Source organism: Wolbachia endosymbiont (group A) of Chalcis sispes (assembly GCF_964026765.1).
GTDB lineage: Bacteria > Pseudomonadota > Alphaproteobacteria > Rickettsiales > Anaplasmataceae > Wolbachia > Wolbachia pipientis.
In genome coordinates this window covers 945,403-969,694 of record NZ_OZ034697.1, presented here as the reverse complement: position 1 = coordinate 969,694, position 24,292 = coordinate 945,403, and the positions used below count along the sequence as shown (strand labels likewise).

The window sequence follows — 24,292 nt, the reverse complement described above, 5'->3', positions numbered from 1 at the left end:
CGAACTTCAGTTTTTGTATTCCTTCATTAACATAATATAATTTTGTGCCGACTGCGCGATATGTTTAATTTCTTCATTCGACATTTTTTTGAAGAATTTTGCTGGCCTGCCAGCCCATATTTCCCCACTTTTTATCACTTTTCCGTGTGTTACCAGTGAGCCAGCAGCTACCATAGCTTCAGGCTCCACAACTGCATGGTCCATCACGGTAGAGCCCATACCAATAAACGCTTTATCATGCACCGTGCATGCGTGCAACATACAAAAATGTCCCACTGTTACCATGCTGCCAATAATTGTGTCACCACCTGGGTTTCTATCCACATGAATTACCGTCTCGTCTTGGATATTTGTTCCATCACCTATTTTTATTGATCCAACGTCCCCTCTGACCACACAATTAAACCAGATGCTTGCATTTCTTCCTATTTCAACCTTGCCTATGATATGCGAACCACCTGCGATGAAAGCACTTTCGTCTATTTTTGGTTCATAATTTTTGTATTTTAAAATGTGATACATATTAAGCCCAAAGTTTTATGCATATGTTAATCAAAATAAGGTAAGCAGTCTTAGATTTCAAACTACTTGGGTGACAGATGTTCTTGACTTACGTGCTTTGTACTGCTAAAATTTTTATTTTCAGCCCTATCTATAATGTCAGTAGCGGTATTAAGTATATTTCAAATAATATTGGTTGTTGTGTTAGTAATTTTAGTGCTCTTGCAGCCACCTGGAAGTAGTTCGTTAAGTGGTTTTAGTAATGCACAACAGGGGGTCAATTCGATGATTCCGGTGAAATCTTCTGAAAACCCGCTCAGCAGAGTAACGGCTATTGTTGCTGGATTGTTTATTATAAATACATTGCTATTGTCAGGATTATGTTCAAAAGACGTACATAAAAAATCGATCGCAGAAAAAATTATATTAGAAAAAAAGCAAGAAAGTGAATCTACTTCTGTTCCATTTGAAAATTAATGAAGGAAGCTAAATTTATCTTTGTCACAGGTGGAGTTGTGTCATCGCTTGGTAAAGGCTTAGTTGCTTCAAGCGTTGGTACGCTTCTTCAAGCTCACGGTTTTAAGATCCGTATCAGAAAACTTGACCCGTATCTCAACATTGATCCTGGGACAATGAACCCAACTCAGCACGGAGAGGTATTTGTTACCGAAGATGGTGCTGAAACTGATTTGGATCTTGGGCATTATGAGCGTTTTACTGGAATTAAAGCAACAAAAGATGACAATATAACAACTGGTAAGATATATCATGAGTTATTGAAGAAAGAGAGGCGTGGTGATTATCTGGGCAAAACTGTGCAAGTCATTCCTCATGTAACAGATTTGATCAAATCGTTCATTTTTAATGGTACGGAAGGTTTAGATTTTGTAATATGTGAAATAGGCGGAACTGTAGGTGACATTGAAAGCCAACCATTTTTGGAGGCTATACGCCAAGTTAACTACACATTAGGAAAACAAAGAGTTATCCTGATTCACTTAACTTTAATACCATATCTTACCGCAGCGCAAGAATTAAAGACAAAACCAACGCAGCATTCAGTTCGAGAGTTAAATTCCGCGGGGTTACAACCAGATATTATATTATGCCGCAGTGAGAAAGAAATTTTCGATAATCAAAGAGAGAAAATAGCTAAGCTTTGCAATGTTTCTTTATCCAATGTGATACCTGCTCCTGATGTGAGTCATATATATGAGTTACCGGTGTTGTATAGCCAATGTGGGCTTGATACGCAAATTTTGGAGCACTTTCATTTAAGTAAGCCAAAACCAAGCTTGACTGAATGGGATCAAATAGTGCATTCCATAAGGCACCCAACACAGGAAGTTACTGTATCTATAGTGGGAAAATACACCGAATTCCCTGATGCATACAAATCACTGGTTGAAGCATTAAATCATGGTGCGATTAGTAATAAAGTCAAAGTAAAGATAAATTGGGTTAACTCAAGAGAGAAGGAAGAAAAACCTATAAATGAAAAACTTATAGGAGAGAAATTACAGAATTCTCATGCAATCCTTGTTCCAGGGGGGTTTGGTGATGACGGAGTAGAGGGTAAAATATTAGCAATAAATTATGCCCGTACAAATAATATCCCATTTTTCGGAATTTGCCTTGGTATGCAGCTTGCAATTATTGAATTTGCTCGTAATGTTGTTAAGCTTGAAGATGCACACTCTGAAGAATTTCGTAACTGTAAACATCCAATCGTTAAGTTAGCTGGCGATCAAGATGACGATCTTGGTGGAACCATGAGACTTGGGGCATACAAATGTAATATAAATGCAAACTCTAAAATGATGGATGCATATAGTAACACTACTATTTCAGAAAGACACAGGCATAGGTACATAATCAATTCAGATTATAAAGATGACTTAGAAAAAAATGGGCTGTTATGCAGTGGCATATCAGAAGATGGAACGTGCATAGAGGCAGTGGAGTTAGAGAGTCATCCGTGGTTTATTGGTGTGCAGTTTCATCCAGAGTTTCAATCAAAGCCGTTTTCTCCTCATCCTCTTTTTGTATCATTTATTGAAGCAGCAATTGATAAGAAATAAGTGCCTAGTGTTTAAGTATCAATATATGGAGCTTGCCATAGAGCAAGCCAAACTCGCTCAAAAAAATGATGAGGTGCCCATAGGTGCTGTAATAGTGAGTGGAGACAATATCATTTCTTCTGCACACAATATATCCAGCGATCCAACTGCACATGCAGAGATGTTAGCGATCAGACAAGCATTTTCAACTCCCACGCTTTGTGATGCTGATATGTACGTAACATTAGAACCATGTCCGATGTGTGCTCAAGCCATTTCCTTTGCCAGAATTAAACGATTGTACTTTGGAGCTTATAATCCAAAAGGTGGAGGAATTGAAAATGGTGCTAAGATATTTCAATTTTGCAGCCATATACCTGAAGTTTATGGTGGGATATTAGAAACAGAATGCTCTTTTTTGTTAAAGGATTTTTTTGAGAAATTGAGAACATAGTTTAAGTCTATCAATTGTCATTTGCTTGCTTATCTCTGAAACTATCTTCACTTTTTTCCATATAGCCGCCTCTAGTCTCACTGTGCAGATCGATTTGCTGCCACGTGCGTAATAAGTACAACATTAGAGTTGCTAGATAAATTATTATTAGTACCAGCTTCAGCGGCCAAATAACGACCATCTTCAGTACATGTGAGTATATAATTTAATAGTGTTGCGGCTGCTTCCCTATCATTCAGTTTTGGGTCCAAACAATAATCTATCAATTTACTAATTGACTGTTTATTTGTAACTCGACCCTCAAACTCCCTGAGAGATCCTACTCTCTCTCCTAAGTTTATAACGAATTGCTGCGTTTCTTCAGGTGTAAGTTTACCTACTCTGTAATCTAACTCATTTGCAGTTCTTGCACGTTCTACTTCTTCGTGTCCATAGCAGCCTAATAGGTTACTTATTGCCTGTACCATACCATTTAGACTATTTGTAAGTTCTACTCCTAATATCCTATACAATGACTCTTGTACCGATGTCGTATAAACTTCATCAATCACTTCTTTCAGGCAGACCAGAGTATAGATTATAAATTTTCTTTCTTCTCTTGATTCTGATAGGCTCTTTAAAATATCAGTAAGAGTTGGTACTATAACATTCCGCACAACTTCTTGATTTCTTATTAAGTTTGGTACTGTATTTTTTAATACCTTAGCCCACTGCTTATCTTCAGGCAATTTTCTTTCACTTATGGCAGTTAAAATTGTACTTCCAAGAGTTGGATCAGTTATTGCCTGAAAAATAGCATATGATACTTCCAATGATAAATGGTAAACAAGCGATAATAGATGTAAATTGGAAATAGGAATGCTGGAGCGTATCTTTAGAACATCTTTAACAGCAGCATAGAATTTCTTTAAAGTACTAGAATCTCTAGCACCTTAAAGTTCTTCAAAATTACTTAACTTATTAATGAAATTTTCTTGTATATTTTGAAATCTTGCTTCAATTAATTCCTTTTTGGATGTCATTTTTTTAGCTACACTTTCAGTCTTTTCCTTTACTTCCAGGTATAGTGCACCTGCTTCTGCTCCTCTTTCTGCTATAGTTGATAACCCGCTAAACAAATCATTAGCTGCTTCTTCTAGACTTATGTTAAATACAGCATTATTAACAATTACCTCGTGTTTGCGTTCCCCTTTTACTTTTTTATATAATACAAACAGAGACATAGATGCTATTGCAGTCAAAAAGAAGGTCACAGCTACTATTACTAACACTAGCGGAGACATTTTAATTAGAGTAAACGTGGCTGCAGCTCCCATACCAAGCGAAAACATCGCTACACATCCAACCGCTACTTGGAAATACAACTTACAGTTTTTCTTATTATTTGAAATGTTTGCGTTATTTGGAATGTCTGCTCTGTTTCGTAAAAGAAACCCGATACCTTCTATATCTCGATTCTGAAGAGCTTGTATCAGTAAAGATGACCCATTATGCGAAACATTTGCTCCTAGATCTATACAAGATTGAGCACTATCAAATAATTTATTGTTGAAAAAATACTCCAATAGTGTTTCACCAGAAGGCAATTTGAAATTTTTTACTAACTGCATGTTTTCACTCTGATCACCTCTTTCTATATATAGCTTGAATAAATAAACAGCTTCCCTAGGAGCTATTCTTGCGTGAAAAGCATATTCAAATGCTGTAAGGTTATCATGATTTTTGATATAGAGATCTGCACCATTCTTAAGAAAATCATAAAAAGTAGCGTTAGCTGTATAGGTTTCATCACATTCAATTAAGCGCTGCTTAATAAAATTGACAACAGCGTAGTGTAGTGAGCTATTTCCATTATTATCTGGTATATTAACGTTAACTCTTTGTTTTATGAGATATTTTGCATGGCCCAACTTATCTTGAATAATTGCATTTAGTAATAACGTTCTTCCTTCAGCATCTTGAGAATTTACTCCTTCATGTGCTCCCCTTTCAAGCAATAGCACAGCATTTTCAACATCACCTTTTTCAGCTGCAACACTCAGTAGGGCTTGATCACCTTTATTAACATTAATGTTAGCACCATTTTTTAGCAACCAATCTATAACCTCTTCCTTTTCGCATCTGTCCTCAATCTCTAATGCTTTTGTAAGCACATCAAAGCAGTAGTTATGGTCAGAAACAAGTTTATTTAAATCTAATTCCCCTATATTAAGGTTGCGTGAGTATAAAAACTTTTCACTATGTTGTGCTCCATATTTTTGCAGCAAGCTATACATTTCACTGCCATATTGAGCATAATCCAAAGCAGTACAACCATCATTATCCTTAGCATTTACTTCTATTTTTTGATATAACATAGACAATGGCAAAAACCTTGCTACCAGGTACTGAGACACTTCTTTTTCATTAGCTTCTAAAAACAACTCAACAACTTTTCTATTTTCATTCCTAACAGATCTATGCAGTACAGTACGATCACTAGCATCTATAGTATCAATCCTACTGCCATTGCTTATTAATGAACTTATAACTTTTGATGAGCATTTTTTTTCTATAGCAACGTCTAGAATAGTTTTGCCATTTTTTGTAGCATTTATATCTAAATCTTCCTTGATAAGCTGCTTAATTCTGTTTTCCCTATCGGTGCTGTTTTTTATTCTCAACACATCTTCAAAGTACTCAAAATTAGACCACGCATCACACAATGCTTCATTTTCTACTGATTTTTGTATTCTTTCTGAGTAAGCAATATCTGAATGAACAGCATTTCCTGCTTGTTCATGTACTATATTAATTCTATTATTATTTTCTGTATTTGTTGTCATATACCCTCTATAAAGCCTAACTTATATCATACTATATTTGTGACGCTTGTAAAAACTTAAATTTACAGTTGGAAATACTGTTTTTTTAGACGAATAGAATAAGAAATTAGTGTTACGCATAAAAAAGTTTATCATGGCATGTGTTTTTGATCGTTCTAATTTTTCCGCAATAAAATTTTCTCATTTAGCGAGATTAGCGCATTTTTCACACCTTTTTTCAACTTAGGAGAATACACACTTAAGAGAAAACTAAGACCAATCAAATTTCTTATCTTGCGGTTTTATTTGCAATATTGCTACCACACTGATCAACAAGCAGAAGACTATATAAAGCCCAGCAGCAAGGTTTGTTTGAGGAAATGTTACAGTCAACCAAATACAAACCATAGGAGTAAATCCTCCATGTAACGCATAAGAGATATTGCGTGATAAGCTCACACCACTAAATCTAACATTGGTAGGAAAGAGTTCAGATGCAACTATTCCTATGGGAACTATACCCCTTTCTATTATAGAGAGAACCATTACGCTCAACGCAATCACAAGATAATTTTTATAGTAATATGCAATAGATAACGCAGGACAACACAGTGCCATTGTAATTGCTATAAATAAGATTGCAGTGCGCTCTTTTCCAACTTTATCAGCCAACATTCCAAACGCTATTGAAGATATCGGCATTAATACACTGGTTATAATCAATACAATTTCGTTGATATATGTTGTTACATAAACATCCACTGATGCTATTTCCTTTGCGAGAGTTCGAAGAAATATGGTAAATCCAACAGCAACATTAACAGGTACAGATATTAAAATAGCAAGTATAAGAGCTCTCTTGTGGCGTTTTATAAGCTCTATTATTGGCAAATCAGGTAAATTTCTTTGTTTTCGATTTTTTTCATATGCTGGAGTTTCTCCCAATGTGTATATGCTATACGCGCTAATTAATCCTAAAATAGCTGAGAAAATAAATGGCAATCTCCAACCCCAGGTACAAAAATCAGTAGTTTTTTTGCAGATAATCACTATCACCGCAGAAAGCAAGACGCCAATGGAGCGACCAAAACCCATCATTCCAAAATACATCCCTAAGTTCTCTTTCCTACTGGATAAATGCTCTATAAGATAAACAGAACTTCCTTGTTCACCACCAAGTGCAATTCCTTGTGTTATATGGATTGCAAGAAGCAATATAGTAGAAATTATACCTACTTGATTGTAACTTGGAATAAATGCAATGAGACTTGATGGTATCGATATTAGCAAGATAGTAATTATTAATGCTATCCTCCTTCCATACCTGTCACCAACGTGACCAAATATGAATGCACCAAGTGGCCTTACAATTGCACCTAGCCCTACAATTCCAAATAATTGCAGTATGTTACTATAGACATCTTTTGCAAAACAAAACTCTCTGCTGATTATGTTAATCAAATCAATAAAAAGCATGTAGTCATACCATATTGCGATTCTGCAGAGTATGGTTGATATCAACACCCTTGTTTGCACTAAATTCAATTCGTAAATGTTTGCTTATTCTATTCTGGCTGCTTTTTGGGATTTTACAACCTAAACATATGGAGTTGACTTTTTTATTATGGTGTGTGATAATTGCAGTGTTATTAAGTTTAGTGGTAAAGTTATAATAGATATAGCCTATTTAGCAGCACTTATATCAGCAGCTATAATAAAAATAGCAGCAGTAATACTTTGTGCTATAGCGTGTATAAGCATTTTCTTTATATTATTTAAGGGAATTAAAGAACACTTAGATTCAAAAGGATTTCTATCTCTGCTGAAAACAGTAGGTGTAATTTCTATAATACTATCAATTATATCTCTCCCACTTATTATATTAAGCCTTACTACTCCGTCACCTCTGGTAGTAGGTATAGTAGGTGGTATCGTTGGTGCTATTTCCATAATACCATTAATAGTAGCTTACATTTTGCTTGTGGCTATATCGGATATCTTTATTACCAAGTCTTTATAAATTTGAGCTAATGTTACTGTCTTCATTTCTTCTTGGTTGTAATATTGCTGAAAGTTATCTATTTCCATAGGTATAACATATAATCTGATTTTATAAGATATTCTACCGGGATTAAAATATCGTAAATCTTAGGCGTTATAAACAAAATTTACAGGAAAAATAAGATGATACTACTCAAAAAGGCAAACAAGACGGTATTTTTTTGGCATAAGTTAGCGTTCAGCTTTACCTTTCCTTGCAAGACATTTTAGAGCTATTATGTCTTACTTCTTGAAGATACAAGTTAGCGTTTTTAACCCGAATTCTGGATTGGAGATTAAAAAAAACAAGAATATCAATAGCTTATTGTTTTAGCATTTACGATAAAGCAGTAAGCATTTTAAGACTAGTTACTAATTTAGTAAAATTCAAGACTTTCAATAATTTACCTAAAATCTAATCCAGAATTCGGGTTAATAATAAAATCTTGTTTTTTGAAAATGAATTTGGTAAACTTTAAAGATGTATATGACAATATGGTGATATATTGTTTTTAGTATTTAATAAATTAAAGTACGTACTTGATAATTTTTCTGAACGCTCTAATCAAGCTAAAATAGGTAAGCTAGATAAAATTATTCTTAGTTTAAAATTGGTATAAGGTATTAAGATGAAAAAAATTGAAATTTCAGAATTACTAAAAAGAATTTCAATCTGTTTACTATGCGTGGTAACTATTATCTCTATCGCTTTTTTGTTTGCCTATATGCATACGATGTTGCTTAGTAAAGGGTATGAGTTAGCTGCACATTATGTTAGTGAAGCTATGCCTTGTGTGTTACTTGTCGTTCTCCTTTTTATTGTTTGGTTTGTATATGATCAAGTATTCAGCAAACTAAAGGAAGTAGAGCTGCCTATATCGATAGAATTAGCTGATTCAGATGATAAAAGAATAACATTTGCTGATGCTATAATTGATGACTCCTTAAAACAACGGTTGCAGATGATTTGCTGTGACCAAATGACAGAAGAAATGCGCAAGCTGTTTGGAAATAAAAGTATTAATTCACTAAGAGGTTACATATTACATGGCCCTCCTGGAAATGGTAAAACACTTATCGCTCGTGCAATTGCAGGTGAATCAAATATGAATTTCATAAGCATCTCAGGTCCTGAACTTATTGGAGTATATATTGGTCATGGTGCACATGCTGTACGCGAGCTTTTTAAAATAGCAAAAAAATATTCTCCTTGTATAGTCTTTATAGATGAAATAGATGCAGTTGCTCAAAAAAGAAGTACCGCTAATAACTCAGCTTACCATTGTCGAGAGAGTTTAACACAGTTGTTAACTGAAATAGATGGATTTAAGAGCAGAAAAGATATAATAGTAATTGGTGCAACTAACCTTATCGGTGGTATAGATCCAGCACTTATTAGACCTGGACGTTTAGGTCAGAAGGTTTATGTCCCTAATCCAAACATAGAGGTGAGACAAAGGATATTGGAACTTTATATGCGAGGTACAAAAACTGATGAAAAGCTAAACCTCCAAGACATTGCAGACAAGACTGAAGGCTATTCTGGGGCTGAATTAGAGCAATTAGTGAATGAAGCAAAAATTAGCGCTGGTGCGCAAAGACGGCTTATAGTGAGTGAGGAAGATTTCAGTTACGCGCTTCACAGGTTAAGTCCAGAACAAGAAAGAGATAGAATAAGGTTAGTTTCAAACGTGAAGACACAGACAGAAGTATCTTATTCTATTTAGAGTATAAAACTATCATAAATTTTTCTGTTATTTCCAAATAAATTGCTATTAATTTAACAACATACATTACTAAAAGCTTAAATAATCCAGCCATTTCCAGCAACAAAAAACAGCAAGCGTGAGAAGATTTTTTTTTGGAATGAGTTGGTCATGATGTTTGTAAAACTTAATTTGTACACTTTACTTACCCCCAGTAATTCTGATATAGTTACTTTAGTTAAAGTCTATAAAAGTTTATAAATGGCAACCTTAAGTGTAAGAGAAGCTTTATGCACAGCAATTAGAGAAGAAATGCAAAACGACTCTGATGTGCTTATCATGGGTGAAGAAGTTGCAGAGTATGATGGTGCTTATAAAGTAACGAAAGGATTACTGAAAGAGTTTGGAGAAAACAGAGTAGTTGATACGCCTATTACCGAACATGGGTTTGCTGGCCTTGCTGTTGGAGCGGCATTTGCTGGATTAAAGCCAATAGTCGAGTTTATGACTTTTAATTTTTCTATGCAAGCTATTGACCAAATTGTGAATTCCGCAGCAAAAACAAATTATATGTCAGGCGGACAACTTGGATGCCCTATAGTATTTCGTGGACCAAATGGCGCTGCAGCAAGAGTTGCTGCACAACATTCTCAATGCTTTGCAGCTTGGTATTCGCATATACCGGGGTTAAAAGTAATAGCACCCTATTTTGCCTCAGATTGCAGAGGTCTGCTTAAAGCTGCAATTCGTGACCCTAATCCGGTAATATTTCTAGAAAACGAAATAGCTTATGGACATGAGCATGAAGTTTCTGACTCTGAGCTATCAAACAAAGATTATCTACTTGAGATAGGCAAAGCTGCTGTTATACGGGAAGGAAAGGATGTAACTATCACTGCTTTTTCATTAAAATTAATGGATGCCTTAAATGCAGCAGATTTACTTTCGAGTGAAGGTATAGAAGCTGAAGTTATTGACCTCAGAACCTTAAGACCACTTGACACTCAAACTGTTATTAACTCTATTCAGAAGACTAATAGGTTAGTTAGTGTAGAAGAAGGATGGCCATTTGCAGGAATAGGAGCAGAGCTGTCAGCCGTTGTTATGGAACAAGGATTTGACTACCTTGATGCTCCAGTTGTACGCGTAACTGGCAAGGACATCCCCTTACCTTACGCTGCAAATCTAGAAAAAAAAGCATTACCACAAGTGGAAGATATAGTTGAAGCCGTGCATCAGGTCTGTTTTAGAAAAAAATAGTTCTTTTTTGTGTCTCCTGTTCCGCATTGGTCCATCAAAGAAGTATTTCCAGTGCCGCCTATACCACCCATTACTTTTATGACGATAGTTTTAGCACCGAAAAATACAGCACAAAATATACCGAGTGCAAAAAGAGCTGGCCATGGCATTCTACCAAATATCGCAAGCAAAGCTGCACCTATTATCACTACGGTCATAAGCGGTCCGCCTATTCCCCAAACGTAGCCAATAATGTTACATATTACTTGAGCAGTTGTATCAGTATTAGTGTCAGCGGCAGCACTCCCAACATGAGAAAAAGAAATAAATAATACTATAAAAAGAATATTAAAAACTTTCCTAGGGTTCATCTCTATACCTTAAATTTAGATATTGCAATTATACCTAAAATACTATAATTTTTAGTAAAACTAGCATAAAGATTGAATAACAAACGGTGCCACAAAAGTAGTTGATACACAACTGCACAAATATTGTAATATAGACATAGTAAACGATATTATTCCAGTGCTTGACGCTGGAATCCAGACTTTAATTGTTATATTTATAAATAAGTCTGGAACGTTCATCTCAAATGCAGTATTTTTGTTGAAATAGCTCAACTGGATCCCAGTGGGCTTTGTTGCATCGCTCTTCGGATAGTAGGTAACGCACAATAAATTTATGAAGCTATCTCAAATTTAGCCATACCAATATCAGTGAACTTATTGAGCAAATAGCATTTAACAAGTAGTTCCTTCTCACGATTAATCTCAGATTTGCTCCTAAAACTAAACCCAAATATTCGCTTCAACCTTGAGAAAAATCCTTCAATATACGATCTTTTTCCGTAATTTACTTCTTCTTTCCATCTTTTTATACCATTCTCACCATGTAATTTCATTAACTGAATAGCGGCATTTCTATCAAGCATATAATCCAATTTTGGATGCTCTGCTGCGTTGTTTTTCGGAGGAATTTTCGTTTTTATACCATATTGATTACACAGCTTATAGAGCTTTTCTCTATCATATGCCCTATCTGCATATAGTACTTTTATGACATACTGAAAATCGACTTCTTTTAGCAAATCACAAGCTCCATAGTGATCAGAGTAGACACCATTACTGTATTTTACAGCTATGGCTTTTTTGCTGTTTGTATTCAACATTACATGCAATTTTCTTGTCTGTTCATAGCTGCGATACTTTCTATCTTCGCTATTTTCCTTGCTATGACCAGGAGTGTTGTTGTATATACTAATTCCTGTACTGTCTATAGCAATTTCGATATCTTCCATATTATTTTTATCAATTCTGCAATCATTGATCTTAATATTAAGTTTCTTAAACCTTCTTGATGATTGTGAATAGCTGATAACTTGCAAATTTTTCCCAATTTGCTCAAGGTATCCTGCTATAAACCCAACTGTTTGCCTCAGGCCTATTCTAAATAAACAAGTTATTATGTGCACCAAAATTACAACTTTATCGCTATAAATATTGTTGCCACCTGGTATTTTTGGACCATTCTCGTACCACTTTTCTATGGCTTCGTTGATATAATGAAAAATATTTCCTCTTTTTTCTAGAAATTTGTTATATTCGCTATGGTTACTGACCCTCATTTTTTGTGGCATATTTTTTCTTTCAAGGTTAAATGGCTATTTTATAATGAATTTTGTCAGTAGCCACCAGATTTTTTCAGTTGCTATGCAACAAAGCCCACTGGGATCCAGTCTTTTTTGTCATCTAAGTATTAGCTATCCCCACTATGGTGTCTTTCCTACTGACTGACCTTCTGCACATTTCTCAACTTTTACATCATTAGTCAATTCTTTTGGTGGTTGAGCATTATTCACAGAACTTTCATTCTCAGGACCATTCCAAAAACCAACTGTAAAATCAAGTCTCTCAACAGGTTGCTTTTTAGCCTCTATGTTAGAAGCAGATTTTCCTGGAGTACTTCCACTAGCTTTGTCAGGTTGCCTTGGATCAGGAACAGGACTCTTAGCAGATTGATTCGAAGCTTTTTTGTCAGAAACAAAGCTTTGAGCAGATTGGCTTGAAGCTTGATAGGTATTATTGTTATCTTGCTCTATCATTTTTCTCCAATCACTATTGCATCCATAAACCTTTTTTCTCCCCTGCTCCGTCGTATTCGTTGCAGTCTTTGGAGCAGGTGGACACACCTCTTTCTTCGGTCCCTCCGGCTTCGCTTTTTTCTCTTCTTCCACTTTTGGTTTTGTTTCCTCGCGGTTCTCATTGTTTATAACCTCCTTAAATATAGAAGGCATTATAGGCTTTGGTAAAAGATCAAGTTCTGGTTTGCTCAGAACAACCGGCCTTACAAATCCTGGTGAAATTTCAAAAAGGAAAACTGGCACTTTAGGTTTTTCTCTTTCGTCTAACTTGATTTCTACGTTTTCGCAAACTTCTTTATTTTCTTCCTTTAATGATGTTTTTTCTGCTTTTTTATCTTCTTTTTCTGTAGATGCCTCTACCGCAGCCGCCAACTCAACTCCAAACATCTCTGCGAACATTGTAACAATCCATCCGACAACGGCCATCTGTAACCTGAGTTTCAGGAACCCTAGGACAATGTTGCATATTTTGATTTTGCCCATTCTGAGCAACAAATTCCTTTATTCGAAATACTATAGTTATATCATCAACATTTACCTCTATTCTTTTAACTAACTTTCTTATTACACCACGCTTTTCTAACCAATCATATTGATTAATCTCTGACTCGATTCCGGAAGAAAACTTCTTTATGCTGCTTATGATAATTGCAAACTCTTGCTGTGTCTCTTTCTGATCTTTCATCCTTTCTTTTTCCTCTTCCACTTCTTTTAAGTGTCCTTTCATTTCTGTGATTCTTGACTCAAATTCCTCTCGATTTATGTACTCGTTAGTATAACTATCAATCAGCCTTGAAATGCCTCGTTTTAATTTGCTTTCTTGCCTCTCAAGATCTTGCTCCAATGGTGACTCTTTGCTTCCCTCCAGTCTTTGTTGGTATTCATTCATCATCCCTTCCGGCTCATTCAATATGCTTTTTACTTTTTCCCATATAGCCATCTCTAATACATCTGCATGGACCGGTTTACTGTTACATATTCCCCTAACACTACTGCTAAAAGCATATATGGTGCTACAACGATAATAGTAGTTAATCCCTCCTTTTTTTTTACTCCCACCACGCACACCGCAATAAGCATATCTACAGTGTTGACACACAATTAAACCTTGTAGCAGGTACGCTGCTTTCCTTTTCTGTATTCTCGCTCTTTCTCTATTTTCAGCCAGTTGTTCTTCCACTGCATTAAATAATGCCTCATCTACTATCCTTGGTATTGGAATGTAAATCCAATTCTCTTTACTTGGATAAGTAAGAGAACACCTTTGCTGGCTGCCAGCATTTCTTTGTGGTCTTACTCTTGGTTTTGCTGGATTTGACTTAGTTTTACCAAATGCTGCTTGCCCTTTATACGCAGGATTTTTTAATATCTGCTGGATGGTGCTTCGGTTCCACATCTCTCTTCCTTTTTGTGTCCTTACTGACCTTTCTTTTAGCCTACGTATTGTTTCATTAATGCTTACTCTTTCTTCACCTATCCACATGAACAGTTTTTTTACTATTCTCGCCTCTTCTTCATTAATTTCAAATCTCCTTTCTTCACCTGTTGTGCCACTCTTTATGTATCGATAACCATAAGGCGCTACAGCCATTACACTTACACAGCCTTTTCTTGCTGCATGCAGTCTTCCTCGGCGATTCCTCTCCATAATCTTTGCTCGTTCATACTCTGCTATTGCTCCTTGCATTTGTAGTAGTAAATTAGATTCTGGACTATTACCAACCTGATGGTTTAAAAAGATCACCTCTGCTCCTGCTTTTTGAAATTCTTCCAGCAATATCATCTGATGTACGTAATTACGTGATAACCTATCTGGTGAGTGAATATAAATTTTATCAATTTTTCCTTCTGCTACTTTATCACGTAATTCATCTAAACCAGGGCGCTCTAATTTTGATCCACTATACCCATTATCTATGAATTTATGCTCATTTAGTAGCTCGTGCTTATCCTCATTAATTCTACTTGCCAACTCAGCTACTTGACTTTCTATTGTTCCTTCTTGTGCTTGCCTCTTCGATGAAACTCTTGCATATAAGCTCACTACTTTCATTTGTCCCTTTCTTTCCTCCTTTAACTTCTCACACTAGACTCATAACAGCTTTTGACGGTTTGTTGTTCTTACAGTTAGGAGCTTTTCTGTGAAAAACTGACTATTCTAATTCTGTCTTACAATTTTTCCTACAAATGCAACTTTTGTTTTCCCCATCTACTATATCAATTCTTTTTTATTGACCTTGCCTATTTCTATCATAAATTGCTGCGCCGTACTCGCTTTTTGGTCGTGCAATTCTTTCTCTGATAGCTTGTATATCTTGATTTTGTTTATTTTGGGTAACAAATTCTTTTATTCGAAATACTATAGTTACATTATCAACGTTAATCTCTATTCTCTCAACTAACTTCCTTACTACACTACGTTTATCTAACCAATCCAATTGATCAAGCTCTAATTTTATCCCAGAAGAAAACTCCTTTATGTTACCTATTATAGTAGTCAACTCTTCCTGTACCTCTTTCTTATCTTTTATCCTTTTCTTTTCCTCTTCCTTTTCTTTTAAACGCTGTTTCATTCCTTTGATTCTTAACTCGAATTCCTCTTGATTTATATATCCACTTGCATAACTATCAATCAGTCCAGAAATACCTCGTTTTAATTTGCTTTCTTCCCTCTCAAGACCTTCCTCCAATAGCAACTCTTTACTTCCTAGCAGGTGCCGTTGATATTTATTTATCAACCTTTCTGGTTTCTTCAATATACCTTTTACTTTTTTCCATATAGTTGTTTCTAATGCATCTGCTTGCACCGGTCTATTGCCGCATGCTTCCTTATAACTTGGAGCAATACAACGATAATAATAATGATAGTAGGTTCCCCTCCTATTTATAGTAGATGCACCGCAATAAGCATATCTACAGCGTTGACACACAGTTAAACCTTGTAGCAGGTACGCTGCTCTCCTTTTCTGTCTTTTCACTCTTTCTCCATTTTCAGCCAGTTGTTCTTGTACTGCATTAAACAATCCTTCATCAACTATTCTTGGTACTGCAATATAAATCCAATTCTCTTTATCTTGAGAGTACATAGAATAACTTTTCTGCCTACCAGCATTCCGTTGTGGCCTTACTTTTGGTTTTACTTGGCCTACCTTAGTCCTGCCATACACTGCTTGCCCTTTGTATACAGGATTTTTTAATATCTGCTGGATGGTGCTTCGGTTCCACCTCTCTTTTCCTGTTTGTGTTCTTATTGACCTTTCTTTTAGTCTACATATTGCCTCTATAGTTCTTATTCTTTCTTCCCCTACCCACATGAACAATTCTCTCACTACTTTTGCTTCCTCTTCATTAATTTCAAATTTCCCTTCTTCGCCTATTCCACCCTTTTTTATGTACCGATAACCATAAGATGCTTTGCCTATTACACTGACACTGCCTTTTTTTGCCGTACTGATCCTCCCTCGTCTATACCGTTCTATCATCTTCGCTCGTTCATATTCCGCTATTGCTCCTTGCATTTGTAATAGTAGGCTTGACTCTGGGCTCTTATCTGTCCTGTGATTTAAAAAGATCACCTCTACTTCTGTTTTCTCAAACTCTTCCAGCAGTATCATCTGGTATACATAGTTACGTGATAACCTATCTGGTGAATGAATATAAATTTTATCAATTTCTCCTTTTCCTATTTTATCGCGTAACCTATCTAAACCGGGACGCTCTAAATCTGATCCACTATACCCATTGTCTATGAATCTATACTCATTTAGTAGCTTGTGCTCATCTTCACTAATTCTACGCTCCAACTCCGCTATTTGACTCTCTATTGTTCCCTTCTGTGCTTGCTTTTCTGATGATACTCTCGCATATAAACTCACTACTTTCATTTGTTTCTTTCTCTCTATTTTCTTTTTTTCTCTTTATTAATCTCTCTATCAGTTGCCCGTATACATCCGATAAGCGTTTATCTGCTAACTCATCAGGCTCATATCGACAGGTCACAGTTAACGTTCTTTTTCTCATAGTTTCTCCTGTAAATGTTTTTGTAGTTCAGGAGCCTGACCACTCCCTTTTTCCATAAATCCATTTATCAGCTACTCTTGCGAAAAAGACGCAACTGTTAACCTTCGTTTTGTTTTACTTTTATGCAAAATTTTAGAAACACATAGCTGCACTCCGCTATCTTTCATCAATTAAGCACTCTCCCAAATTATCAAGCTTCTTTTTTACATCCATAAGCTCTTTCTTGTGCCTTTTCCCCCAAACAACTCCTTCCATATTTTCCTCAGTTCTACCAACTTTTTTCCCTCCAATGATAAAACTTCCCTTTTTCCCATAATTACCTCTTTCTTAGCCACAGCCCTTCTAAATTTTTTCATCCACAAGCTCCTCCTTTGCCACTATCACACCTGCTGCCGTACTTTCCGATACAACTCTTACTCTTTCTATAAATTCCCTCTGTTTATTTGCCATTTTTACGTTCTCTAACACTTCTTTTATCTCTTTATTATTTCTCGCATAATACATTGCTGTTTTGCCAAATTTATCCTTTTGTTCTATATTCGCTCCGGCTTTTACTAGCTCTTCTACTATTTTTATCTCTGCTACCATGCACGCAAGGTGTAACGGGGCAAATTTGCTACTTCGTTCCACTGCGTTTACATCGGCTCCTGCCTTTATCAGCTCTTTTGTATTTTCTACACGTTGCCCCATCACTGCTAGGTGTAGTGGTCTATATTTCCCGGCATCTGCTGCATCTACATCTCCTCCCTTTTTGATTAATAAACTCACTTTTTTTGGATCTGGCATTCCCACCGCGTAATGTAGTATCGTCCTCCCTTTTGTGTCTTTTTTATTAATATTTTCTATTGAGTTATCTAATACCTCTTTCCACGATTTATTAAATTCTTCTCTTTCTTTCTTACTAAATTTTACCATAACGTTCCTCAGCTATTAATGCAATATAAAGTGGCTCCAATTTGGCTCACTTCAGCGCTTAGCAAATCTTGTTTGTTTACTAGCTACTTTTTCATTTAGGGCTGTTTTAGCATAAAAAGCAAGTTTTTTTTTGCAAAATATACAAATTTTTTCCACATATTATATTAAGATATAAATCTATATACTTAATCTATTAAATCTACCTCCTGCTGTTGTCAGCTTTTCTCTATCATTTAGCTTCTTTCCACCATTTACCACCTGCTTTTCCGATACCTTACTTATTTTTTCCATTAACTCCCTCTGTTTATTCACTATTTTTCCTCCATTTTTCTTTAACACCTTGCTTATCTCTTCATCACTTGCGTAATACATTGGGCTAAATCCTGATATACTTACCCGGTTTATTTCTGCCCCTGCTTTTATTAACTCTTCTACTATCTTTTTTCCACCTACCATACACGCTAGATGTAGTGCCGTATTTCCATCTTCTTCGGTTGCGTTTATATCTGCTCTGGCTTCTATTAATTCTTTTACGTTTTCCAGACGCATTCCAAGCGCTGCTGAGTGCAGTGGTATATAACCTTCGTTATCTCTTGCATCTACATCTGCTCCTTCCCATATCAGCCAGTTTGCTTTTTTTCTCGTCGACATTTTTGCTGCTCGGTGCAACATTGTTTCACCGTTTTCATTTTTTCTATTTATATGCTTTTTAGACAATTTGCCTGCAAGCAACTCTTGAAATAATTCATTAAAATCATCCCTTTCTTCTTGACTAATCCACATAATCTACCTCACTATAAAACTTCCTAACTTCTAGCGTTTGGTAAATCTTTTTTGTTTACCTACACCTACCTAATTTATAGCTGTTTTGGCATGGAAAAGCAACTTCTTTTTTTTCAAAATACACACATTTTTACCGAATGTTAATGTAGTATATGAAGATATAAATATATATATTTAGTATATTAAGCATATGGGCTGTTTTTCTTCCCAAGACCTGTTCAAATGTCGATGTTCGTGCCACGTTAGTACACCTGGGTAAAACACTAAAATGTAATTTTCCGGTTCATGTATTGAATCCTTTTGCTCTGAATTTAAATCGCTTTCAAAATGAACATTGTGTTCTGCTAAACCAAATCTTATAACTTTCTGGTTGGTAAAATCTTCTACCTTGTAGTGGTGAGTAACGCTAAACCTTTCTAAAATTGGCTTGTATTTTAAATTCCACAGTTGTTCAGATAGTTTATCACTTCCTAGTAAAAACTTGCTCCCTTCTTCTTCTGCACTCGTAACCGGAAAACACGCGTTTATTTCTCCTAAACTCCAACTGTCCGATAATACTATCTGCGCTTTAGCAAACTTAATTGCCGGTAATAAGCTCTGTGGTAGCGGATATAGCGCTTTGAAATTATACCACAAATGATTTCTTTCATAAATACCGTTATAGTTCTTAGTATGAGGCTCTGTTTCTCCAAGTATTGCTACATCCAAGCGATATATGTCATTGCTTAAAGCTCGTTCATAATGATCGCGTAGATAGTTTTCTACAATCCTAATAACTGGACCACTAGACCTGAAAAAATTTACTCTCCCAAATGATAACACTGGTCCATCTTTTTCGATCTTTGTACCAGAGTAGTCTGATAATAAGCTGCCAAAAAAACTCTCATCTAAAATGAACCTACCAATATTGTAGTGATCGTTAAAAATTCTCATTAGCCGCGATCTTGCTGGCAATGATAGTTTTGCAAGCTCTACTACTGCATCTACAAAGAAATCATTTGGTACGTTTCTTATCCCTATCTGTAATTCAAAAAAGTGTTCTCCAGGTGGCTCTTCAATAATTGTAATATCTTCATTTATATTTGCCCACTTCAGTGCTATTTTCAGTGAGGCAGGTGTTCCTCTTAAACGCTGAAATTCTACCCCTTCTTTTATCGCTCTTCTTTTGTCTTTTGCCCAACACAGAATCTCTTCTAGACCATATTCCTCTACTATCCATGGCAATATTTCATCTTTAGGATTAAACTTAAATCCCCTTATCCTGCTTGGATCAACTTTGTAATCGATAGCCTCTACTATGGCTCTTTCTTCTTTTGTGCTATTAGGTGGAAGTAACATTAGCTTTTGCCCATTAATTCGATTTCTAGCTTGCCTAAACAAACGCACTCATTCCCCAGTACCACAACATCCTCTCTTGGCTCGATTAATTCTACGTTTTCTACTCCTTCCATAAACAAATTGGCTATAATCCACGATCTTGTCACCTTCCATCCTAATCTTTTTGTTGATTCAAATTTTTCTATAAATCTCTTCTTCACTGTTTCAACAATATCTGGTCTTTTAATGCTAATTCTGCTGTGGATATTTATTTCAATAATATTGCAACCAACTACTGTTATCGTATCTGTCAATACCCTTATATCATCCCTGGTGACTCGCTTTCTTACAATATCAAGTAGTTCTTCAGACGCTATGCCATTTGTGGATAACTTTGTTGATAAAATCGAGATCTCCACACTTCCTGGCACTTTTGATTCAACCAGCGCATCCTTTACTCTACTATCTGCTGAGAGTGCTTGAAACCGATAATGCTCTTTACTTCCTCCTGTGCTCCATCCTATTATTTTTGCTTTGATTCTTTTCCTAAAACGTTCATCTTTTTCCCGTTCTCTCTTTCCCTTTCGACTCCATAAAACTCAGCTAAATTATCAAGTTCTTCTCCACTTGCAAACTTCAGTAAGTTGCTCCTTGCTGCTTCGTTTATTCTTTCTCTGAGCAAAAGTTCTCGCCATGCTGCTACCTCTAAAATCTTTATTGCTGGATCACTTTCTACTAATGCCGTAAAACTTTCATCACGACTTACTAATTCTTCTTTCATCCGAGAAAAAATCTCCTCAAAGTTCAGTGGTTCGATAATATTTGGCTGCTCCATCTTTATACCACAACCCCGTCAAAGCGAATATTTTTTCCACTTGGCAAGTACAATCCTTCTAGATCAATCGTTACTTTCCCTTCTTTTACTTCTGTGATTTTTACTTTTTCTAACTTAAATCTCTTTTCCCATTTTTCCAAAGCTTCCGCTGTTGCTGCGTAAATTTCTAGTGTAAAATCACGATTTACTGGCTTATCCACTAATTCAAACAATCTCGATCCATATTTCCTACGCATGATTCTGCTGCCTATCGGAGTGGTCAGTATATCAATTATTGATTGTTTCAGATGGTCTAAACCTTCCAGTTCCTTCCCACTAGTAGCACTCATACCACGCATCTTTTTTACCCTGCAAATACATTTTTGCTATCACCCATCACATGAAAACCACACGATACCAAGTCACCTGTTCTCGTTACCCCAATACCATTCACAAATACGCTGTTTGAACCTTGTGTTAGTTTCTCACCTAGAGTTAAGATATCTCCTTTTCGACAAACAGATCTACCATTTACAAATACGTTTTCACTTCCACTCATACAAACATGTGCTGGTATTCCACTGCAATAATCTCCTACACAAACGATTGCTTTACCCATATGCTAGTTTAGATCTATTCTTTTTGCTTTGAGTTTTATTCCCTTTTTTGTCATTTCTATACTTGATTCCCCAACTTTTAGCGTTATTTTATCTACTACATCTATCTCTAAATGATGTTTATCTTTATCGTATGTAAACTTTGTTCCATCTTGAAATTTTACACTATTTATTTCCTTTTTATTCTCCGGAGGCGGATATTTCTCCTGATATATTGCCGGTAACACCACCCCTAATGACAACTCTCCATATGGCGATAATACCATCACCTGCTCATCAATATCTGGGGAAAACCAACTTCTATCTTCTCCTGCTCTTGCCGTTATCCACGGAAGCCAATCAGTTAAAAATTCTCCTACTTTTACCCTTACTCTTGCTTTTTCATAGTCTACTTCTTTAACTAGACCTATACGAATAATATTCGCTAGCCTTCTATTTAGCTCTGCAATGGCAAAATTATGGTCCAACATACACTTTTCCTATCTCGATAGTATGTGGCGTAACTCCGCCTGAAAATATTGACTTGCCTACATGGACTTCATGCACCCATTCAACCATCCACACTAGATATGCATCTAATTCTGGTCTAAAATCATCTCCTCCTGCTGATATAAATTCACCTGCTGAAACATTTTCCACGTCCCAAGTATTTTTATTCACAACTCTTGCAACTTCTGTTGCTAATTCTCTCACAACTATCGAGGAATCCTCGACTGTTCCATCAACTACTATTCTCGCTTCAAATCTTGCTCTCAGTGCTAATTCCTCTGTTCCCGGATCTTTCCCTGGCTCTAAACTCACAAGCTCTACAAACACTGCTGGGGCTATTATTTCCCGACGTATCGTTGGATACACTTCACATGTCTGTATCGCTGGTATCTCTTCCTTTAACTTATTACAGATTGCTGTATGTAAATTACTCCAAAACATCTATCTGCTGCTGAAAATATTTCTCAAATACTCTTTCTACTTCATTATCAACTAACTCTTTCATTGTTTCCCGAGCATGGGTGTTTATTTTAATTTCATCTATTGGCAAAGACGTGGTATACCTTCTTCTGAATATTCCTATATGACCATTTTTCATTGTTGCTATAAATGCTCCTTCATACGTACGGCTTCCTACCTTTGCTCCCATCTTTGTCTGTTTTATACTCCCAAGTTTTGCTACTCCTATCCACTGCGAACTAAGCTTTATTATAGACCACAAACGCTTTCTATTTGCTTTATCCACACTTAACTTTTTTCTCATTGCTTTTTTTGGTATTTGTTTTTCTTCGCTAACTTGTTTGACAGTTTGCGACCTTACCCATAGTGCTGTTTTGTTTAATGCCCTCACCGTCGCTTTTTCCACTTTCTCTTTCTCTGCATCTATGCTTTGCATAACTTTTTCTATGCTACCGGTCACTTCGATGTTAATACGCATCTACACCCCTGACGCTTGAATTTTCCAGATCATCCCAGAGTTATCTCTGAGTGGCGGTGTGTGTACTCTGTATCTACAACTACCTATAGAAAAAGTATCTCCCACCATTGGCTTTAATACATCAAACACACTTACTTCTAAAGTCAAAGTTTCTCCTACAAATTGTCCTTCACCAATCCCGTATAATTTATCTGGTTGTTGCTTTAATATCTGCACCAGGTATGACTTATCCTTTGACTCATACAACGCTTGCTGCCCTAAATGTGTAAAACAATCTGCAAATAATCTTTTTATTTTTTCTTGCATACTTTACCTTTATGCACTAATCTCTACATGCACGCTAAGAAGGGGCATACTGGTAGAGCAGTTTCATGCCTCACCACTTTTGTAGTTGCTCTACCAGTATTGTTATGCTGCAACGACTTTGATTAATATTCCTGGACGATGGCACATTGGTAAAGGATTTGACTGAGTATGTAAATCGGTCCCTCTATCAAATCTTCTTGGCTCTTGTTTTGCATATAACGGTTGCCCTAGTGTATTTACCGTCTCATTAAAGTCCGCTGGCGCAAAGTAAGTAGTAAATGTATTAGCTGTACCAAGTGGAAAACAGTGTCCCGCATCTTTTTCTATAAATCTTCTCACAATTCCTTCAGGATCAGTTGCTTGCCCTCTGTACTCCTCAAATGTTATTCCACAGAACGTAAATCCTGATCTCATGTCGTTCCTTAGCGCTGCTCCTTCTTGCCATCTCTCGTATGCTTCTTTTACTTTAGCGTGGGAAGTTAAAGCATCGAAAAACTCAGGACTTACCAGCGCATGAATCCCGGTCATATATTCACCACTTAAGTTGTCCTCAATATGCCTCAATACTTCCAGACACCTACGCTTTACATCGGTGGTTGCTGTTCCTAGCGCAAAATTTACTACCTTTGGCGTAATTTCAAATTCGTTGTAAAGATTTAACAATTCACTGCCATCTGCGTCTAAAATTATTCCTTTGAGCGCACCCATTCGCAGATGCTCTAACGTTATCGCGTGTTTGTTTCTCATCAATTCCAGATGATCTGTTACTACATTAGCCAGTGCTGTAAGTTCGCTTTCTGACCCAAATGCCCTTATCCCTTGCACTTCCTCAGGTAACACTACGTCATCATGGGGAATATGTGGTATCGTAAATGTTCTTATTTTTCGTTTTCCGCGTTTTCCCACTGTTGCTGGTGCTCCGGGAACTTGCGTTGGTAATAAACTCAATACTCCGTTTTGCTCTTCTATCGTGATATGTCGAAATCTTACCGATCTACTTGGAAACAAATTTAAGCTTTCTGTTCGACCATAATTTATCGGCAATATGTTCATTGCTTTAGTTAATTCCGTCATACTAAATGCTGGATTTGTAAATGGATTTTGCATGTTTTTCCCCTTGTTTTCCCTATTAATTTAAGTTGAGTTG

27 protein-coding genes and 1 pseudogene are annotated in these 24,292 nt (G+C 36.2%); 5 read left to right on the top strand and 23 right to left on the bottom strand.

From position 1 onward, the window contains the following. Positions 1-6: 6 nt before the first annotated feature. Positions 7-522, bottom strand: coding sequence for a gamma carbonic anhydrase family protein (locus AAGD72_RS04960; protein WP_341814703.1), 516 nt, complete (start codon positions 520-522; stop codon positions 7-9). Positions 523-657: 135 nt separating this feature from the next. On the opposite strand from AAGD72_RS04960, the gene secG reads away from it, so the two are divergent. Genes secG through AAGD72_RS04945 form a run of 3 tightly spaced genes read left to right on the top strand, consistent with a single transcriptional unit; the run spans position 658 to position 3,015 of the window. Beyond that, positions 658-978, top strand: coding sequence for a preprotein translocase subunit SecG (secG, locus tag AAGD72_RS04955; protein WP_341814702.1), 321 nt, complete (start codon positions 658-660; stop codon positions 976-978). After that, positions 978-2,582, top strand: coding sequence for a CTP synthase (locus AAGD72_RS04950; RefSeq protein WP_341814701.1), 1,605 nt, complete (start codon positions 978-980; stop codon positions 2,580-2,582). Before secG ends, AAGD72_RS04950 begins: the two co-directional genes overlap by 1 nt. A gap of 25 nt (positions 2,583-2,607) precedes the next feature. Beyond that, on the top strand, positions 2,608-3,015 hold the full coding sequence (locus tag AAGD72_RS04945) for a nucleoside deaminase (RefSeq protein ID WP_209472967.1): 408 nt from the start codon (positions 2,608-2,610) through the stop codon (positions 3,013-3,015). A 77-nt stretch (positions 3,016-3,092) separates the two neighbouring features. On the opposite strand, the gene AAGD72_RS04940 is transcribed toward AAGD72_RS04945, so the two are convergent. The 4 genes from AAGD72_RS04940 to AAGD72_RS04925 all read right to left on the bottom strand — a co-directional run bounded on the left by AAGD72_RS04940 (position 3,093) and on the right by AAGD72_RS04925 (position 7,769). Then, the gene (locus tag AAGD72_RS04940; RefSeq protein WP_341814700.1) at positions 3,093-3,827 is read right to left on the bottom strand and encodes a hypothetical protein; all 735 of its coding nucleotides are present in this window, start codon (positions 3,825-3,827) and stop codon (positions 3,093-3,095) included. A 120-nt stretch (positions 3,828-3,947) separates the two neighbouring features. Beyond that, a complete protein-coding gene (locus AAGD72_RS04935) occupies positions 3,948-5,840 on the bottom strand; it encodes an ankyrin repeat domain-containing protein (RefSeq protein WP_341814699.1) in 1,893 nt (630 codons plus the stop codon). A gap of 249 nt (positions 5,841-6,089) precedes the next feature. Further along, positions 6,090-7,295 carry an MFS transporter gene (locus AAGD72_RS04930; RefSeq protein ID WP_410529949.1) on the bottom strand — a complete coding sequence of 402 codons (1,206 nt, stop codon included), beginning with the start codon at positions 7,293-7,295 and terminating at the stop codon, positions 6,090-6,092. Between the two features lie 207 nt (positions 7,296-7,502). After that, positions 7,503-7,769: a hypothetical protein gene (locus tag AAGD72_RS04925; RefSeq protein WP_341814697.1), complete on the bottom strand. Its 267-nt coding sequence runs from the start codon at positions 7,767-7,769 to the stop codon at positions 7,503-7,505. A 719-nt stretch (positions 7,770-8,488) separates the two neighbouring features. On the opposite strand from AAGD72_RS04925, the gene AAGD72_RS04920 reads away from it, so the two are divergent. After that, a complete protein-coding gene (locus tag AAGD72_RS04920) occupies positions 8,489-9,586 on the top strand; it encodes an ATP-binding protein (protein WP_341814696.1) in 1,098 nt (365 codons plus the stop codon). 240 nt (positions 9,587-9,826) lie between these two features. After that, complete coding sequence (locus tag AAGD72_RS04915) at positions 9,827-10,825, top strand: pyruvate dehydrogenase complex E1 component subunit beta (RefSeq protein ID WP_012673123.1); 999 nt, start codon at positions 9,827-9,829, stop codon at positions 10,823-10,825. Here the strand turns inward: AAGD72_RS04915 and AAGD72_RS04910 are convergent. The 18 genes and pseudogenes from AAGD72_RS04910 to AAGD72_RS04825 all read right to left on the bottom strand — a co-directional run bounded on the left by AAGD72_RS04910 (position 10,801) and on the right by AAGD72_RS04825 (position 24,252). Further along, a complete protein-coding gene (locus AAGD72_RS04910; protein WP_006279664.1) occupies positions 10,801-11,175 on the bottom strand; it encodes a TrbC/VirB2 family protein in 375 nt (124 codons plus the stop codon). The two genes, AAGD72_RS04915 and AAGD72_RS04910, sit on opposite strands and share 25 nt — an antisense overlap. Positions 11,176-11,486: 311 nt before the next feature. After that, complete coding sequence (locus AAGD72_RS04905) at positions 11,487-12,443, bottom strand: IS5 family transposase (RefSeq protein ID WP_341814569.1); 957 nt, start codon at positions 12,441-12,443, stop codon at positions 11,487-11,489. A gap of 132 nt (positions 12,444-12,575) precedes the next feature. Beyond that, positions 12,576-13,346 (bottom strand): hypothetical protein, encoded by a 771-nt coding sequence (locus AAGD72_RS04900; RefSeq protein WP_341814695.1) that lies wholly within the window; start codon positions 13,344-13,346, stop codon positions 12,576-12,578. Then, the gene (locus AAGD72_RS04895) at positions 13,321-15,000 is read right to left on the bottom strand and encodes a recombinase family protein (RefSeq protein ID WP_341814694.1); all 1,680 of its coding nucleotides are present in this window, start codon (positions 14,998-15,000) and stop codon (positions 13,321-13,323) included. The genes AAGD72_RS04900 and AAGD72_RS04895 overlap by 26 nt, the downstream gene beginning before the upstream one ends. 175 nt (positions 15,001-15,175) lie before the next feature. Beyond that, positions 15,176-16,831, bottom strand: a complete 1,656-nt coding sequence (locus AAGD72_RS04890; RefSeq protein ID WP_410529946.1) for a recombinase family protein — start codon at positions 16,829-16,831, stop codon at positions 15,176-15,178. Further along, positions 16,740-16,967, bottom strand: coding sequence for a hypothetical protein (locus AAGD72_RS04885; protein ID WP_265026498.1), 228 nt, complete (start codon positions 16,965-16,967; stop codon positions 16,740-16,742). The genes AAGD72_RS04890 and AAGD72_RS04885 overlap by 92 nt, the downstream gene beginning before the upstream one ends. Before the next feature lie 203 nt (positions 16,968-17,170). Further along, a complete protein-coding gene (locus AAGD72_RS04880) occupies positions 17,171-17,323 on the bottom strand; it encodes a hypothetical protein (protein WP_341814692.1) in 153 nt (50 codons plus the stop codon). Beyond that, complete coding sequence (locus AAGD72_RS04875; RefSeq protein ID WP_341814691.1) at positions 17,310-17,882, bottom strand: ankyrin repeat domain-containing protein; 573 nt, start codon at positions 17,880-17,882, stop codon at positions 17,310-17,312. Before AAGD72_RS04875 ends, AAGD72_RS04880 begins: the two co-directional genes overlap by 14 nt. Before the next feature lie 177 nt (positions 17,883-18,059). After that, positions 18,060-18,665, bottom strand: coding sequence for an ankyrin repeat domain-containing protein (locus AAGD72_RS04870; protein ID WP_341814690.1), 606 nt, complete (start codon positions 18,663-18,665; stop codon positions 18,060-18,062). A gap of 174 nt (positions 18,666-18,839) precedes the next feature. Next, complete coding sequence (locus AAGD72_RS04865) at positions 18,840-20,003, bottom strand: phage tail protein (protein WP_341815135.1); 1,164 nt, start codon at positions 20,001-20,003, stop codon at positions 18,840-18,842. After that, positions 20,003-20,817: pseudogene (locus AAGD72_RS04860) on the bottom strand (baseplate J/gp47 family protein). The gene AAGD72_RS04865 and the pseudogene AAGD72_RS04860 overlap by 1 nt, the downstream one beginning before the upstream one ends. 2 nt (positions 20,818-20,819) lie before the next feature. Then, complete coding sequence (locus AAGD72_RS04855) at positions 20,820-21,155, bottom strand: GPW/gp25 family protein (protein WP_341814689.1); 336 nt, start codon at positions 21,153-21,155, stop codon at positions 20,820-20,822. Between the two features lie 5 nt (positions 21,156-21,160). Next, on the bottom strand, positions 21,161-21,415 hold the full coding sequence (locus tag AAGD72_RS04850; protein ID WP_341814688.1) for a PAAR domain-containing protein: 255 nt from the start codon (positions 21,413-21,415) through the stop codon (positions 21,161-21,163). A gap of 3 nt (positions 21,416-21,418) precedes the next feature. Beyond that, positions 21,419-21,883: a phage baseplate assembly protein V gene (locus AAGD72_RS04845; RefSeq protein WP_341814687.1), complete on the bottom strand. Its 465-nt coding sequence runs from the start codon at positions 21,881-21,883 to the stop codon at positions 21,419-21,421. Beyond that, positions 21,870-22,343 (bottom strand): hypothetical protein, encoded by a 474-nt coding sequence (locus AAGD72_RS04840; RefSeq protein WP_341814686.1) that lies wholly within the window; start codon positions 22,341-22,343, stop codon positions 21,870-21,872. Before AAGD72_RS04840 ends, AAGD72_RS04845 begins: the two co-directional genes overlap by 14 nt. Next, positions 22,330-22,839: a phage tail protein gene (locus AAGD72_RS04835; protein WP_341814685.1), complete on the bottom strand. Its 510-nt coding sequence runs from the start codon at positions 22,837-22,839 to the stop codon at positions 22,330-22,332. Before AAGD72_RS04835 ends, AAGD72_RS04840 begins: the two co-directional genes overlap by 14 nt. Next, a complete protein-coding gene (locus tag AAGD72_RS04830; RefSeq protein ID WP_341814684.1) occupies positions 22,840-23,145 on the bottom strand; it encodes a hypothetical protein in 306 nt (101 codons plus the stop codon). A gap of 102 nt (positions 23,146-23,247) precedes the next feature. Next, positions 23,248-24,252, bottom strand: coding sequence for a major capsid protein (locus AAGD72_RS04825; RefSeq protein ID WP_341814683.1), 1,005 nt, complete (start codon positions 24,250-24,252; stop codon positions 23,248-23,250). Positions 24,253-24,292 lie beyond the last annotated feature (40 nt).